Source organism: Vibrio genomosp. F6 (assembly GCF_005146325.1).
GTDB lineage: Bacteria > Pseudomonadota > Gammaproteobacteria > Enterobacterales > Vibrionaceae > Vibrio > Vibrio cortegadensis.
Genome location: NZ_SYUT01000019.1, coordinates 83,320 through 100,039 on the forward strand (window position 1 = coordinate 83,320; position 16,720 = coordinate 100,039).

General features: G+C 42.7%; 14 protein-coding genes. 9 read left to right on the plus strand and 5 right to left on the minus strand.

Features of this window, described 5'->3' with window-relative positions; genetic code table 11:
* Positions 1-47: 47 nt before the first annotated feature.
* Positions 48-599 carry an NAD(P)H nitroreductase gene (locus tag FCV43_RS06065; RefSeq protein ID WP_017053488.1) on the minus strand — a complete coding sequence of 184 codons (552 nt, stop codon included), beginning with the start codon at positions 597-599 and terminating at the stop codon, positions 48-50.
* Between the two features lie 131 nt (positions 600-730).
* Positions 731-2,743, minus strand: a complete 2,013-nt coding sequence (locus FCV43_RS06070; protein ID WP_170961612.1) for an NADPH-dependent 2,4-dienoyl-CoA reductase — start codon at positions 2,741-2,743, stop codon at positions 731-733.
* A 302-nt stretch (positions 2,744-3,045) separates the two neighbouring features.
* On the opposite strand from FCV43_RS06070, the gene sppA reads away from it, so the two are divergent.
* Together sppA and ansA are read left to right on the plus strand one after the other, a co-directional pair.
* Positions 3,046-4,896 carry a signal peptide peptidase SppA gene (gene sppA, locus FCV43_RS06075; RefSeq protein ID WP_136994325.1) on the plus strand — a complete coding sequence of 617 codons (1,851 nt, stop codon included), beginning with the start codon at positions 3,046-3,048 and terminating at the stop codon, positions 4,894-4,896.
* A gap of 127 nt (positions 4,897-5,023) precedes the next feature.
* Positions 5,024-6,037 carry an asparaginase gene (gene ansA / locus FCV43_RS06080; RefSeq protein ID WP_113799886.1) on the plus strand — a complete coding sequence of 338 codons (1,014 nt, stop codon included), beginning with the start codon at positions 5,024-5,026 and terminating at the stop codon, positions 6,035-6,037.
* Between the two features lie 95 nt (positions 6,038-6,132).
* Here the strand turns inward: ansA and FCV43_RS06085 are convergent, their stop codons facing one another.
* Entirely contained in the window at positions 6,133-6,417 is a 285-nt protein-coding gene (locus tag FCV43_RS06085; protein WP_136994327.1) for a YeaC family protein, read from the minus strand.
* A gap of 103 nt (positions 6,418-6,520) precedes the next feature.
* Between FCV43_RS06085 and FCV43_RS06090 the strand changes: the two genes are divergently transcribed.
* A complete protein-coding gene (locus FCV43_RS06090; protein ID WP_136994329.1) occupies positions 6,521-7,348 on the plus strand; it encodes a DUF2989 domain-containing protein in 828 nt (275 codons plus the stop codon).
* Between the two features lie 67 nt (positions 7,349-7,415).
* On the opposite strand, the gene msrB is transcribed toward FCV43_RS06090, so the two are convergent.
* Positions 7,416-7,853, minus strand: coding sequence for a peptide-methionine (R)-S-oxide reductase MsrB (msrB, locus tag FCV43_RS06095; protein WP_136994483.1), 438 nt, complete (start codon positions 7,851-7,853; stop codon positions 7,416-7,418).
* 319 nt (positions 7,854-8,172) lie between these two features.
* On the opposite strand from msrB, the gene gap reads away from it, so the two are divergent.
* From gap to FCV43_RS06125, 6 genes are all read left to right on the plus strand, one after another.
* A complete protein-coding gene (gene gap, locus FCV43_RS06100; RefSeq protein WP_029203427.1) occupies positions 8,173-9,168 on the plus strand; it encodes a type I glyceraldehyde-3-phosphate dehydrogenase in 996 nt (331 codons plus the stop codon).
* 280 nt (positions 9,169-9,448) lie between these two features.
* Entirely contained in the window at positions 9,449-10,333 is an 885-nt protein-coding gene (locus FCV43_RS06105; protein WP_136994331.1) for a D-hexose-6-phosphate mutarotase, read from the plus strand.
* 152 nt (positions 10,334-10,485) lie between these two features.
* Entirely contained in the window at positions 10,486-11,304 is an 819-nt protein-coding gene (gene rlmA / locus FCV43_RS06110; protein ID WP_136994332.1) for a 23S rRNA (guanine(745)-N(1))-methyltransferase, read from the plus strand.
* 121 nt (positions 11,305-11,425) lie between these two features.
* On the plus strand, positions 11,426-12,403 hold the full coding sequence (locus tag FCV43_RS06115; RefSeq protein ID WP_136994334.1) for a ChaN family lipoprotein: 978 nt from the start codon (positions 11,426-11,428) through the stop codon (positions 12,401-12,403).
* 237 nt (positions 12,404-12,640) lie between these two features.
* The gene (locus FCV43_RS06120; protein ID WP_136994336.1) at positions 12,641-12,994 is read left to right on the plus strand and encodes a hypothetical protein; all 354 of its coding nucleotides are present in this window, start codon (positions 12,641-12,643) and stop codon (positions 12,992-12,994) included.
* A 295-nt stretch (positions 12,995-13,289) separates the two neighbouring features.
* Positions 13,290-14,867, plus strand: coding sequence for an alkaline phosphatase (locus tag FCV43_RS06125; RefSeq protein ID WP_136994338.1), 1,578 nt, complete (start codon positions 13,290-13,292; stop codon positions 14,865-14,867).
* 104 nt (positions 14,868-14,971) lie between these two features.
* Here the strand turns inward: FCV43_RS06125 and FCV43_RS06130 are convergent, their stop codons facing one another.
* A complete protein-coding gene (locus FCV43_RS06130) occupies positions 14,972-16,648 on the minus strand; it encodes a mechanosensitive ion channel family protein (protein ID WP_136994485.1) in 1,677 nt (558 codons plus the stop codon).
* Positions 16,649-16,720: the final 72 nt, after the last annotated feature.

Sequence of the window (16,720 nt, forward strand, 5' to 3'; positions counted from 1 at the left end):
ACAAATCAAGAAAAACTGTTTTTTTATACAGCTATTGCTAATAATAGTTATAAATATTCGACATATTTATCCAAGTCTCGCTCTTGAACTCGCATTGGTGTGCAACCCGGCGTGCCTAAGTAGAGAAAACCAACGATTTGGTCCTCCCCTTCAAGACCGAAAGCTGCGCGAACTTGAGGGTGAAACATCCATTTTCCCGAGCGCCAAAATCCCTGAAAACCTTGTGCTACAGCAGCCATTTGCATCGCTTGAGCCGCACAGCCAGCAGAAAGATGTTGTTCAAATGCAGGCACTTTATCGTGCTCCGTCACTTTCGCGATCACGGTAATGACCATGGGTGCACGAAAAGGCGCTTTCCCTACCTTTTCTATCACCGCATCTTCACTTTCATCAGAAACTGCCGCTTTCACTAAAATATCCGCTAACTTTTGTAGCCCCGCCTCACCTTGTGAAATCACAAATCGCCAAGGGGTTAACGCTCCATGATCTGGCGCTCGCAACCCTGCTCTTATGATATTTTCAAGCACAACACCTTCTGGTGCTGGTGATGACAATTTGGCAATTGAACGTCTATTAAGCAAGAGATCTAACGCATCCATAATGAATCCTTATTTATCGCTTTGTTTTTCTTTTTATTAGGAAATATCCATCTCCTTTCACTCTAGCATAGAACATAAACGATAATAAGTCTCAATGTGAACACTTTAAACCTCAATACTATTTCAATAGCTTACAGCTTAATCGCCAATTCAACCCCTTGACGTATTGCTCTAACGGCATCCAGTTCACCGGCATGATCCGCCCCGCCGATTACATGAAGTTTTTCCCCTAAATCATGCCATTTGTCTTCAAACGGACGCACCGATTCCTGACCTGCACAAATGACAATTTTATCAGCCTCAAGTAACTGCGGCTTACCTTTAATCGAAATGTGTAACCCTTCGGCATCAATTTTGTTGTAACTAACCCCGCCCATTAAATTCACACCACGTTTTTCTAATGTGCGCTTATGGATCCATCCTGTCGTTTTACCCGGCCCTTTTCCTACTCGTCCTACTTTACGCTGTAGAACCCATACCGTTTTATCACTGAATGAATCTGGGTATGGATATAAGCCCCCCGGATGTGACATCTCTTTATCAATACCCCAATCATGCAACCAGTCATCTAAATTATGCCCGACAGGTTCGGTTAACATGGTTGCGACATCAATACCGATTCCTCCAGCACCAACAATCGCAATTTTTTCACCCGTGGGTGTTTTTTCTCTGATCAATGTCTGGTAATCGACAACTTTGTCGGGATCATCAATACCGTCAATTTTCACTTTACGCGGTTCAACACCAGATGCCATCACCACTTCATCATAATCATTAAGCATCTCGAATGTCGCTTCAGTATCCAGCTTCAAGTTCACACCTGTCTCATCAATACGGTTAGCAAAGTATCGAATCGTCTCCCTGAACTCTTCTTTCCCCGGGATCTGCATTGCTAAGCGAAATTGACCACCAATTCGATCATTTCGCTCAATGAGATCCACTTGGTGTCCTCGTTCCGATAAGGTGGTTGCACAAGAGAGCCCCGCTGGGCCAGCCCCAATGACCGCGACACGTTTTTTCACTTCAGCAGGCTGAACGACAATCTCGGTTTCATGACATGCTCTCGGGTTGACTAGGCAACTGGCTCGTTTCGCTTTAAATACATTATCTAGACACGCTTGATTACAACCGATACAGGTATTAATAAATTGCGCATTATTTTGCTCAGCTTTTAATACAAATTCAGGGTCGGCAAGGAATGGACGCGCCATTGACACCATATCGGCTTGCCCAGTGCTTAATATTTTTTCGGCTTCGTCCGGCGTATTGATTCGATTACATGTGATCACTGGTACTTTTAGATAAGGTTTTACTTTTTCAGTGACCCAAGAGAATGCTGAGCGCGGTACTTGCGTGGCAATCGTTGGAATTCGTGCTTCATGCCAACCAATGCCCGTATTAATAATGGTGACACCTGCTTCTTCGAGTGCTTGCGCAAGCTCAACAACATCTTCGAATGTACTGCCCTGCTCAACCAAGTCGAGCATGGATAAACGGAAAATAATGATGAAGTCTTTTCCGACGGCGGCACGAATTGCTTTCACTATCTCTAATGGGAATCGAATGCGTTTTTTGTAGCTACCGCCCCAATCGTCATATCGCATATTGGTGCGTTTGCAGATAAATTGGTTAATCAAATACCCTTCTGATCCCATCACTTCTACACCGTCATACCCTGCAAGCTGTGCAAGTTCGGCGCTGTTTGCGAAGGCATCAATGGTTTTTCTGATTTGACGAGGGCTCATTTCGCTTGGAGAGAATTTAGCGATAGGCGCTTTCATGCCAGACGCACTTTGAGCAAAAGGGTGCATCGCGTAACGACCAGCATGTAAAATTTGCAGTGCTATTTTCCCACCATGTTTATGCACAGCTTCAGTGACCACTTGATGAGCTCGCGCATGTTTTGGCTTACTAAACTCCGCACTTAATGGATGTAAACGTCCACGTAAGTTCGGAGAGAAGCCCCCAGTCACTATTAGGCCAACACCGCCTTTCGCTCGCTCTTCGTAAAACGCGGCAAGCTTTTGCAAACCTTCTTTGTGCTCTTCTAAACCTGTATGCATCGATCCCATCAAAACGCGATTTCGCAACTGAGTGAATCCTAGATCTAATGGCTCTAATAAATGTGGGTACATGGCTGACATCACTTTTCATTCTAGTTTTTGTGGTCTGACCACAATATTACTCACCAGACAAAAAATCAAACATCCGTTTACAATTTTGTAACACCGATCATCTTGTTCTACTTTCAAATAGCAACAAAACATTGAAAGAGAAGCTAAAATAAAAACTAATGGTTGATAATCACATAGATAAGAATCAACGCTGGCGTGTCAATCTTGAGGTGGTTTGCTTCAAACAATTAACGTAGGATAAGTAACTAATATTATTGAGTTTACTCTCCAACTAATCATCAGCACTCATCCATATGAGTTGTGGGGACCCGATGAAAACAGTATTTAACTTTATACGCATGATTTTTAAAGGTATTTGGAAAGCCATTACTTTTATTCGTCTTGCTCTGGCTAACCTGCTCTTTTTGCTCAGTATTGCCATTGTTTATTTTGTCTATTTCCATGGTAATGCCGAACAACCGCAAGTACAGAAAGAGTCAGCACTGGTTCTTAATCTTTCTGGGCCGATTGTGGAGCAAAGTCGCCAAATCAATCCAATGGATTCAGTCACAGGCTCACTGCTTGGACAAGATCTTCCAAAAGAGAATGTGCTTTTCGATATTGTGGAAACCATCCGAGCCGCAAAAGACGATGAAAAAATCACAGGTATTGTGCTCGCCTTGCGTGAATTACCAGAAACCAATTTAACGAAGTTGCGTTACATCGCTAAAGCACTCAATGAGTTTAAATCTTCAGGTAAACCTATTTACGCCATTGGCGATTTTTATAATCAGAGCCAATATTATTTAGCCAGTTATGCCGATAAGGTTTATCTGTCTCCTGATGGTGGCGTAATGATCAAAGGGTATAGTGCTTACTCCTTATATTACAAAACCTTACTAGAAAAGTTAGACGTCAATACCCATGTCTTCCGTGTCGGTACATATAAATCAGCCATTGAACCTTTCATTCGCGATGATATGTCAAAGGCAGCGAAACAATCTGCATCACGTTGGTTGACTCAATTATGGGGCGCGTATGTTGATGACGTATCCAATAATCGCCAAATAGATGTCAAAACACTGAACCCTTCAATGAAAGAGTTCCTTGCTCTGATGAAATCCGTCGATGGTGATCTTGCAGCTCTCTCTTTGAAACTAGGTTTAGTGGATGAACTTGCGACTCGACAACAAGTTAGAGCAGCAATGGCTGATGTATTTGGCAGTGATGGTAACGACAGCTACAACGCTATGGGGTATTACGAATATCGCACCACACTTGCACCACAGCTCAATACTGCGAGTGACGATATTGCAGTGATCATTGCAAGTGGCGCTATTCTTGATGGCCAGCAACCACGCGGTACTGTCGGTGGAGACACAACAGCCGCTCTACTTCGTCAGGCTCGAAATGATGACAAAGTTAAAGCGGTGGTTTTACGTGTTGATAGCCCGGGTGGAAGTGCGTTCGCATCAGAAGTTATTCGCAACGAAGTTCAAGCGATTCAAGCGTCTGGAAAACCCGTAGTTGTATCTATGTCTAGTCTTGCTGCTTCTGGTGGCTACTGGATTTCCGCGGGGGCCGATCAAATTATGGCTCAGCCGACAACATTGACTGGATCGATTGGTATTTTCAGTGTGATCACGACGTTCGAAAAAGGCCTTAATAAGCTAGGGGTATACACTGATGGCGTAGGAACATCACCATTCTCCGACGTTGGGATCACGAAAGGTTTATCCAAAGGCGCAGCCGATGCCTTCCAACTAGGAATTGAACATGGCTACAATCGCTTCCTTGGGTTAGTTGGTGAGAGCCGTAACATGTCCCGTGAACAAGTGGACTCTGTCGCTCAAGGCCGAGTTTGGACAGGCCAAGATGCATTGAAACATGGCCTGGTCGATAAAATGGGTGATTTCGATGATGCTGTTGCGCTTGCTGCTGAGCTAGCACAATTAAGTGAATACAATATTTACTGGGTGGAAGAGCCACTTTCACCAGCAGAGCAATTTATACAGGAGTTTATCAATCAAGTTCAGATATCCGTTGGGCTAGATGTTAATTCTTTGCTTCCTGCGAGCATTCGCCCTATCTCAGAACAATTAACTCAAGACGCTCAATTACTCAACAGTTTTAACGACCCTAAAGGGCAATATGCTTTTTGTTTAAACTGCCAAGTTCAATAATAGTTAACTGAGTATCAACTATCGAATAAAAGGGGCGTCTCTATGTGAGGCTCCCCTTTTTATTGCGTGACGATTGGATATATAATCGCAGCCCTGTTCCCTACATAACATTAAGTGATTTCAAGCTATGGCTAGAAAACATATCTATATCGCCTACACAGGCGGAACCATCGGCATGCAAAAATCAGATCATGGCTTTGTTCCTGTCGCTGGTTTCATGGAAAAACAATTACAAAGCATGCCTGAGTTTCATCGACCAGAAATGCCAGATTACACGATCCACGAATACGAACCTCTGATCGACTCTTCAGATATGACACCAATGGACTGGCAACAAATTGCTGATGATATTCGAGAAAACTACGATAAGTATGATGGGTTCGTTATTCTTCATGGTACTGATACCATGGCATATACCGCTTCGGCCTTATCGTTCATGCTTGAGAACTTAGGCAAACCAGTCATCGTAACGGGTTCACAAATCCCTCTGGCTCAGTTACGTTCTGACGGTCAAGCTAACTTGCTTAATGCGCTTCATATTGCAGCCAACTACCCTATCAATGAAGTGTCGCTCTTTTTCAATAATCAATTGATGAGAGGTAATCGTAGTACTAAATCTCACGCAGATGGTTTCAGCGCATTTACTTCACCAAACATGCCAGCACTACTAGATGCAGGGATTAACATCCAGATAAACAGCAGCATTACGGTCAACCAGCAACCTGAAGGCGCTTTTAAGGTTCACGATATTACACCTCAACCTATTGGTGTAATTACAATGTACCCTGGCATTTCACACGAAGTCATTCGCAATACATTGCTACAGCCTGTAAAAGCAATGATCTTACTTACTTTTGGAGTAGGTAATGCACCACAAAACCCTGAGTTGCTAAGCCACTTAAAAGATGCGTCTGAGCGTGGCGTGATAGTGGTCAACCTAACGCAATGTCTGGCTGGAAAAGTCAATATGGGGGGTTATGCAACAGGCTGTGCTCTTGCGGAATCAGGTGTGATTAGCGGCTTCGACATGACCCCAGAAGCGGCGTTAGCTAAGCTACACTTTTTACTTAGCCAAAACTTAAGCTATGACGAAATTAAAACCAAAATGCAGCAAGTTCTGCGTGGTGAAATGAGCCTATAAAATAGTACCCACACTACCGTCATGACACACAAAAAAGGGTTGATGAACGTATTCATTAACCCTTTTTTATTAAGCTTAGTATTAGAAATGGCGTATTAGCCACGACTCACGTTCATTCTCACGATATCACTTTGATCGGCTCGAAACTGTTTTTTTAATTCAGCTTTCGACTTAAAGCTAATATCACCACCAGCCGCAACTGTCATATGTTGCGCATCTACATTATGCTTAGATTGATACAACATCACAGCTTGCATACATGAATCTCGCTGCTCTTTAGAAAGTGATGTACCCTCAGGCCACTTGCCTGTTTCTACAGCAAAATTTAAACGTTCGTAAACTTCAGGAGTCATCGCGTCGAGTAATTGTTCTGGGTTCATAATGCACCTTATATTGACCACTTGCAGACAGAACATAACCCGTTGATAAACTGAGTCAAGGATTGTTAAAAAAATAAGTCTATTCGATCACAAGAGAGTAACAATGAAAACTCTAAAATGGCTAGTCGCTCTTTCTGTCCCGCTCATCGTTAGTGGCTGCTTTGAAAATAATAACACCACAGAAAAACTGTGTAATAACAACCCAGATCTACGTTGTGACCAACTCAATATGAATGATGGTCAATGCCGTTTACCGAGAACGGATCTTATCTGGCACCGATTTGAAGTGAAGAAAAATCCAACGGATGGCAATAAGATCAAAGAGTATGAATTTGTCGCTGCTTACAGCAAGTGCCTAGAACTCGCATCTCAAATCGCCCCTATCGATCAAACTCTTTTGAAACAAAAACGTTTTAACGCTCTGATACACAGCATCGCGGAAAAAGAACGTATTGCCGGAGAGTTAAAAAACTCTACTGCGCCCAACACGCTCTATTTTTTATGGAGCCAAATTGGCAGTGACAATGCACGTAGAAAATTTTTGCGCTTAGAAGGGACAAAACAACTCGAAACCGCTGAGCTACAGTACGCACTTGCGACCTTCTACACGACTCGTGATAAACCGAAAACCATTTCTTTATTGCACAATGCCCTAGTCTTAACCAAGCCAGATAAATTAAATAGCGAAATCGTAAAATCGCTTGCGAGCATTAACCAGTCTCTTGGGTATTCTGAACATTCCTATATTTGGGCTATTGTCGGTAAAGAGTTTGAAGTTCCCATTGCTTCGGAACGAGACTTACAGCGAATGTATGGTTTTGATCAAGAAAAAGTCGACCGACTCAACACCATCGCTGAAAATATCGCTGACGAGATAAAAGACGGTAACTATTCTCGAAACATGCTGCCTAAAATAGACAAGCTACAATAAACACTATGCGCTCAGTTGAGCTTCTCGTTTAATAAAGCATTGAAAGAATGAGACAATAAGCGGTGAATTATTCACCGCTTTTTTCTTTTTTGTTGAAAACTAACGACACTGAGTTGACGCAGAATCTTTCATTTGTTGTTGGAGGCCCATCAGGAAAAACGTGACCTAGGTGGCTATCACATGCAGCACAGCGGATCTCGAGTCGCTTCATTCCGTGACTTGTATCCTCTAAATATCGGATCGCTTCATCATTGATCGGCGCATCGAAACTTGGCCAGCCACAACCTGAATCATACTTGTTATCTGAGATAAACAGCGGCGACTGACAGCAGGTACAGCAATAGATACCCGTCTCTCTATTGTGCAATAATTTTCCAGAAAAAGGCGCTTCTGTTCCTTGTTCCCGACAAACCTTATATTCGGCATCAGACAAAGCCCCACGCCAGTGTTTATCAGGCTTTCGCATCTTATTAACATCATTATTCATGTTAACATCTCTCCATATCTGCAATTAGTTCATTCATTATTTTGCATAAAAACTTGCACCAACGGCCTTTTGTAGCACATACTTTCTTTCCGTGACATATTGGACACAAAACATTTAAATTGCTTTATCATTTTAGGGCATTTTACCCCAACTGGAAGAGCCCCGAACAGGCGTTTACGTTCAAAAAGTAATCATTTGCATAAGAATGTTAAGAAAAGCGATGCTTTTTTTTGACTTTAAACAAGTTAAGACGGATTATCTATTGCAGATGGTAACCGGGTTCTGTAATTTTACTACCAGTTATCTTAAATCAGAAATTAAGTTGTGGAGCAACATAATGACTATCAAAGTTGGTATTAATGGTTTTGGTCGTATCGGCCGTTTCGTATTCCGTGCAGCACAAGAACGTAATGACATCGAAGTTGTAGGTATTAACGACCTTATCGATCTTGACTACATGGCTTACATGCTAAAATACGATTCAACTCACGGCCGTTTCAACGGTACTGTTGAAGTTGAAGGCGGTAACCTAATCGTTAACGGTAAAACTGTTCGTGTAACAGCTGAGCGTAACCCAGAAGAACTTAAGTGGGATGCAATCAACGTAGACGTTGTTGCTGAAGCTACTGGTCTTTTCCTAACAGACGAGACTGCACGTAAGCACATCACTGCTGGTGCTAAGAAAGTTGTTCTTACTGGTCCTTCAAAAGACGCAACTCCTATGATCGTTATGGGCGTTAACCAAGACACTTACGCTGGTCAAGACATCGTTTCTAACGCTTCTTGTACTACTAACTGTCTAGCTCCTGTAGCTAAAGTTCTTAACGACAAGTTCGGTATCGAATCTGGTCTTATGACTACAGTTCACGCTACTACAGCAACTCAAAAAACTGTAGATGGCCCTTCTGCTAAAGACTGGCGCGGTGGCCGTGGTGCTTCTCAAAACATCATCCCATCTTCAACTGGTGCTGCTAAAGCTGTAGGCGTTGTTCTTCCAGAACTAAACGGCCTTCTAACTGGTATGGCTTTCCGTGTACCAACTGCTAACGTTTCTGTAGTTGACCTAACAGTTAACCTAAAAACTGCTGCATCTTACGAAGCAATCTGTGCTGCTATGAAAGAAGCATCTGAAGGCGAACTTAAAGGCGTTCTTGGTTACACTGAAGACGCAGTTGTATCACAAGATTTCATCGGTGAAGTTCAAACTTCAGTATTCGATGCTAAAGCTGGTGTTGCACTAACTGACAAATTCGTTAAAGTTGTATCTTGGTACGACAACGAAATCGGTTACTCAAACAAAGTTCTAGACCTAATCGCTCACATCTCTAAGTAAGCATTAGTTTAGACTTTCTTTGAAAGCTAACTTGAAAGGTTTTCGAATCTTTTAAGTATAAAGGGCGACTTAATTGTCGCCTTTTTTGTACCTGCTATTTAGCATTAACCTCAGAAATCAGAACTAACTGCTAACTGCTAACTGCTAACTGCACATTTTAAAGCTTAGGATCGTCTTGCAATATCTCGGTTCAATACTGCAAACACACATTTACTAAAATGCATTCGATTGCCCATGTGCACGTCGGCAATCGAATGCAATCTTACTCAAGGAGTATCTAATGACTTTACGCCACTTTCCAACAGTGTCAGTTCTATCTGACAACGTCACCATCATTGAAAAAAACGGTATTAAAATTGTTCGAGTGATCCACGAAAAAGCAGAAGCAGGTATTTCTCTGCACGGTGGGCACGTCTTATGGTTCAAACCTCAAGGACAAGATGATGTCATTTGGCTAAGTGACAATGCAGAATTCGATACTGAAAAAGCATTTCGTGGAGGCATTCCTATCTGCTGGCCTTGGTTTGGTCGCATCGCCGCACCTGCTCATGGTTTTGCACGTACGAGCCAATGGACACTGATCGATCACCGAGAAAACCATCATGGCGTCATCGTTAGCCTAGGGCTCGAACAAAATGAGCGCACTCTTGCCATATGGCCGCATCAATTCCAAGCCCGCGTAAACATCGAAATAACAGAAACACTGAAAGTCACTCTGGATGTCAGCAACACCGATACCAAGCCATGGGTTTTCTCAGGAGCCCTCCATACCTACCTCAATGTTGGTGATATTCACCAAACTCAAACTACCGGTATGGGTTCTGAATATATTGATAGCCTACTTGATGCGAAAGTATGCCAAGGTGGAGAAGTGCTAACACTCACCGATACCATTGATCGCGTTTACACCTCTCCAGCGGAACAGATTGAAGTTCAAGATGACCAACTACAACGCACTCTTGTGGTTAAAAACCAAGGCGATAATTCAGCCGTATTGTGGAACCCGTGGGCTCAAGGCGCTCAGGGTATGAGTGATATGACTGATGACGGCTACTTGACCATGTTATGTGTAGAATCGGCTTTACATGCCCCAAGCATCGAAATGGGTAAGACATTGCAGCCAGGTGAAAGCCACCAACTCGTTACTGAAATTTTGGTTAAATAATCCAATTGAATAACTCAGTAAGCATAAAAATTGTTAATTGAATAAAATGAATTCGGCGAGAGAGCGTCGCCGTATTTATTGGTGACATGAGGCGCGGTTTTGGTAAACTTGCGCCTTATTTTTTAGTAGCAATATAACTCCCAAGGATCGTTATGGCTTATCAATGCCCACTATGCCAACAGGCTCTTTCGCAAGTAGACAAAACCTTTAAATGCGTCAAGAACCATCAATTTGATTTGGCAAAAGAGGGGTATGTAAACCTGATGCCGGCACATCATAAGCACAGTAAAAATCCAGGTGATAATAAGGAGATGATGCAAGCTCGTCGACGTTTTCTGGAAGGAAATCACTACGATCCTATGCGTCAAGAAGTCGCTCGCCTATGCCAATCATATTTAGCAGATACCAACCATCAACTTCTTGATATAGGTTGTGGCGAAGGTTACTACACCGATCAGTTCGAACGAAGCATCACGGCTCAATCGCCAAATGCTCGCGTATTTGGACTCGACATTTCTAAAGTTGCCATTCGTTATGCAGCTAAACGCTACACTAATTGTCACTTCTCAGTAGCCTCAAGCCATCGCTTACCTTTCGCAGATCATTCTCTTGATGCCATTTTACGTATCTATGCCCCATGTAAAGCAGATGAGCTTGTACGCTGCGTGTCTGATCATGGTGTTGTTATCACCGTAACACCTGCTGGCCGTCATTTATATCAGCTTAGAGAGCGTATTTATGATGGAGTAAAGCTACACAGTGAAGAAGCAGAAGAGATTGAAGGCTTTGCGCTGGAGCATCAGCAAAAATTGAACTACATGATGGATTTGCCAGGCCAAGAGGCGTTCGACTTATTACAAATGACCCCTTTTGCTTGGAAAGCCAGCGATGAACTTCGACAAGAACTTAAATCAGCATCACTATTTCAGTGCGAAGCTGATTTTATGCTTAGAGTCTACCGCAAACAGTAAGGCTTTTATCAAAAAGTCAAAAAGGCTTTTGCCATTATTTATCGAGAATGATACTCATTATTATTGATAAATATAATCGCCTCCATTATTATCACCATCTTATTTTTTGGAGGCGGCGCATATGCGTATTATTTTTATTTTTCTCACCACCCTACTCACAGGTTGCTCGGCAGCGTCTATTTTTAGCCCACAATCTGAAAATGTGCTCCACTCGGCTTCCGTCTCTGCGGTTCAAAATCAGCAAGTCCACACATTCTACGACTATCAACTTGCCACTCCGACTGGCCAAATACTGTCAATAAGTGCGCTTCCTGAACACATTACTGACGCCGATGTCATTTTAATTGGCGAGTGGCATACGCACTCAGCGATACACCGTTTTCAAACCGATTTGCTCAAACAGCTAAATACTCAAAAGGCCAATATCACTCTGTCGATGGAGCAATTCTCACGAGATTCACAACCTGTACTTCATCAGTATCTTGCAGGAGAGATTGGCGAACAACCATTCACGAAGCAAGCGAATGCATGGCCCAATTATGAAAGTGATTACCGTCCTCTCATCGAATATGCTAAGTCGAATCAGGTCGATGTGATCGCAGCAAACGCGCCAAAAGCCATCGTTCAGTGTATAGGGAGAGTTGGGCTAGAGTATTTAGAAACGCTTCCCGTTCAACAACGTCGCGACATTGCCGAAACGGTCGATAATTCTGCGTCTGAATATAAAGAAAAATTCATGGCATCACTGCACCACGGAACACCAGAGCAGACAGAAAAGCAGTACTCCGCACAGATTAGCTGGGATGAAACGATGGCAGAAAGTATCACCCATTACTTAGCTCAAAACCCTGATAAACAAGTGATGCACATTGCAGGAAAGTTTCATACTGAGGGTGGATTGGGCACCGCAACTTCAATCCTCAATCGTAACTCAGCATTGAACATTGTGGTGATCACGCCAGTTACTCAGCTTCAACCCAACAGTTCAGATTATCAACTGCTTGTTCTTGATCCCCCAACCCGTTTTGTTAAACCTGAAAATAGAATGAAAGCTTATAAAGCTCTCAGCCAACGCAACAAAGATCTGAAGTGTGACTAGCCCTTAATGATATTTCTCTTGGTGCCTATTCACTTAATAAGTAACAGGGCCAAGAGATACATCTATTTCCTTTCTAAAACTCAAATCCCCTCCTCTTACCTAATACCCATACGTTCAAGATGGCTCATTTTTTGCACATTACCTTTCGAGCGTTTTTTATCCAAATTGAATCTAATTTACACAAGTTTTTCACGAACCTGCCGATATATTATCTGAAGGTTAGGAAAGGAGAGCACCATGACACCTGTAGGTATGAGTTCAGCAACAGTTAACACTCAGCAACAGATCAAGCCTCAAATAGACAGCGATAAAGCCAGTGCCGTTGCTACCTCGTTGAAAGTAGAGAAAAATACTGTCACGCTATCCAATGAAGGTAAGGCTCTCCTTGCTGCTTTACAAGAAATTGATAAAGAGAGCACTAAACCAGCAGAAGATAAAACGGTTGGAGAAAAAGTGGAGGCATTCACACATGGCGCACTTGGTATGGATAGTCCTGAAAAAATTGAAGAGGAGCAAGACAGCTCATATTCGGCAGGGCAATATCTTTCCGCAGCGGTAACCGTTGGCGGCATAATTTTAGCTTTAGCGTAACTCAGCTAAGTCGGGTTAACTGATTCGAACGATCTATTACACAACCTTATACGCTAATTTCGTTAATGGGTATCTCACCCAGAATTTGCCGTGAACGTAAACTCTTCCTTTTCTTAGCTTCCTCCCTCAAAAACAACAATCTCACACGGCAGCCATCACCTTACTTGTAAATAGCACAAACCGATAACCCACTTCTTGAATTTTCTTTTCTGTCATAATAGTTTTCTATTAGTTTATTAAAACTGTCACATATCAATGATTAACTAAGCCCGCTTTTATCAATAAGGAATAGAAAATGAAGCCGTTAATCAAACCACTTATCTTAGCCGCAGCAACCTATACGCTCTCCTTCTCTGCTCTATCTGCTGAGATAAAAAATGTCATCCTAATGATTGGTGATGGCATGGGACCGCAACAAGTTGGTTTACTTGAAACATACGCTAATCGAGCGCCGCACTCCGTATATAAAGGAGAAACAACGGCTATCTATAAGCTCGCTCAACAAGGCGTAATTGGATCATCATTAACTCATCCAGAAGATGCGATTGTGGTTGATTCCGCGTGTTCAGCTACAATGCTAGCAACGGGTATCTATACGGGTTCAGAGGTTATCGGTATCAACTCAAATGGCGATCATGTTGAAACAGTATTAGAGCAAGCCAAACGCATGGGTAAAGCGACAGGGTTGGTGTCAGATACACGTCTAACGCATGCGACTCCGGCCTCTTTTGCGGCTCATCAACCTCATCGTTCTTTAGAGAATGATATTGCATCAGATATGCTACATACTGGTGTTGATGTCATGTTGTCTGGCGGATTACGTCACTGGATCCCGAAGTCGACGAATGACAAAAAACAAACTTATAAAGATCTACAAGCTCTGACAGGCGGTGATGTATACCTTAAATCAAAACGCAAAGATGAGCGAAATCTACTCGCTGAAGCCCAAACTGATGGCTACAGCTTAGCGTTTAACAAAACCATGTTAGACAGTGCTCAAGGCGATAAATTATTAGGGCTCTTCGCCTATTCAGGAATGAATGACGGCATCGCTTATACCAACTCGAAACGCGATCCGAACCGCACTCAACCTTCGCTTAAAGAGATGACAGAAAAAGCACTCAATGTCTTATCAAAAGATGAGGATGGGTTTTTCTTGATGGTTGAAGGAGGACAGATCGACTGGGCAGGTCATAGCAATGATGCAGGAACAATGCTGCACGAAATGATTAAGTTTGATGAGGCGGTAAACTCGGTCTACCAGTGGGCTCAAGGTCGTGAAGATACAATTATTATCGTCACTGCCGACCATGAGACAGGCTCATTCGGCTTTAGTTACTCTTCAGATAAGTTACCAAAACCAGAAAAACGCACTGGCGAAGCTTTTGAGAAACGCAGTTATGCCCCTAACTTCAATTTCGGAAAGTTTGAAATTTTAGATGGCCTGTACAATCAAAAACAGAGTTATTACGGCATGATCAGCGCATTTGAAAAACTCGATAAAGCCCAACAAACACCAGCAAAACTGGCAGAGATAGTGAACCAAAATAGTGAATTCCCAATTACAGAAGCTCAAGCGGAAAAAGTAATGAAGAGTAAGCCCAACCCATACAGACTTGCTGGCCATAAATATTTAGGTGCCGAGAATGTACCAGCGATAAACGACTTTGATGCATTTTTCCCTTACAACGACCGTGGTAATTTACTCGCAAGAGAACAAGCAACTGGCCAAAACACCGTTTGGGGTACTGGTACTCATACGCACACGCCAGTGAACGTTTTTGCGTGGGGACCAGCAGAAAACATTATCCCAGTGTCAAAAATTATGCACCACTCTGAACTGGGGCAATATATTAAAGACCAAGTAAAATAATCAGGTCAAAGCGCTCTGAACGGAGCGCTTTTTACTTTAAAGTAGCCATACCTATAAAGTAGTCATACAGATCATATGGAAGAAAGTGTCTGTTACACACCTATTCAGAACTCTTGCTGACCTTTCACCATATGCAGATGAACATCTTGCTGTGGGAATGGAATCGAGATCCCCTCACGATCAAACCTCAGTTTAACCTCTTTCGTTACGTCCCAATACACATCCCAATAATCCTCAGTTTTCACCCAAGGGCGGACTATGAAATCCACAGAAGACGTGTTCAACGTATGTACTTTAATTGCGGGCTCAGGCGTTCGTAACACAGCAGGATGGGTGGTAACAATGTCAGTCAAAACAGACTCCGCTTTTAGCAAGTCATCGCCATAGCCAATACCAAAAATCATGTCGACTCGGCGAACTCTTTCATGCGTCACATTCTTAATCACATCACCCCATATCTTACTATTGGGCACAATAATAATTTGGTTATCAAAGGTTTTGATCGTTGTGTTAACCAAGCTCATATGGCTCACCTTACCATCGACTCCACCAGCAAAAACAAAATCGCCAACATCAAATGGTTTATAAATCAGCAGCATCATACCTGCTGCAAAGTTCGATAACGTATCTTGCAATGCAAAACCGATGATGACACCCGCGATACCGAAACCGGTCAGAACTGGTGTTAAATTAAGCCCTAATTGAGATAGCCCGACTAAAATACCGAGAACCCACACCACATTGCCCGATATGGTGATAAAAAAGTTCTGCATCAATTGCGATAATTTCAGGTTTTTTGATACAACCGCTTTGCTAGTGATCTTACGTACTAACTTTGCCGCAACACTGCTTGCAAACAGAATGAATACAAACACAAATAACTGGAAGACGTGCTGAGGCGCATTGTTCGCCACCCAACTCCAAAGGTCCGAAGACCAATTTGTCACCAAAGACCAGAGCACTTTACTGTCGAGTAAATCCTGAGTGATACTTCCCGTCACTTCAAACATCAAACGCTTATATTCTGAGGTATCAATATCAAGCTTATCGGCAATAGAGAGCATGGAGCGCAAACTATCAACCGCAATATCAAGTCGTTGGTTGATGACTAACTGGCTCAATTGAAGCGACGCTTTTTCTGATTCAGGGCTCACCGCTAACTGCTTTCCAACACTTTTGACCTGCTGGTTAAAATATTCAACAGATGCATAGGTCAGCCTTAGCCGCTTTGCTACCAACTCCCGATACATTTTCTCCGGTTTGCTTTCGTCCACCCCGAGGGTTTTAAGCCATTCGATATTTTGCCAATTAGCCTCCACAACCGTATCAAGATAGGTTTGCAACTCTTGAGACTCGTTTAGCATTGCAAGCCGTTGTTCATCCGTGGCGGCATTTATTTTTTCATTAAGCGCTCGGATTTTCTCTTCTAAATAAATCGCAGCGCCTTGGGAGTATTTTTGCTGCATTTTAACTTGAGAAATCAGTTTATCTTTAGGGATGGTTCCTCGGCTAACCGCTCCAGCCAAAAAAGAGCGTAGATCATCATTTTTTTGGAACAGTTGAAGTTGAATCGCGTCTTTCTCATTACCTGTTGCGGTAGTTAATGCATTCGATAACTCTTGAATATCCTGATTAACTTGCGCAATATTTTGCTCCACTTTCGATAAAACCGGAGCCTCAACCTCTTCCTCGGCTAAGGCTCTAGGCATAACAAAAGTGGCAAGTAACACCAACAAACTAAAAAAAGAGAAAATTGAATAGCGACGGAAAAACGGTTCCATGACAACCTCACCTATGACAAGTCTTTGTTTCATATAGATAGTCTAAGTGTACACCACGAGTTCTAAATAAGT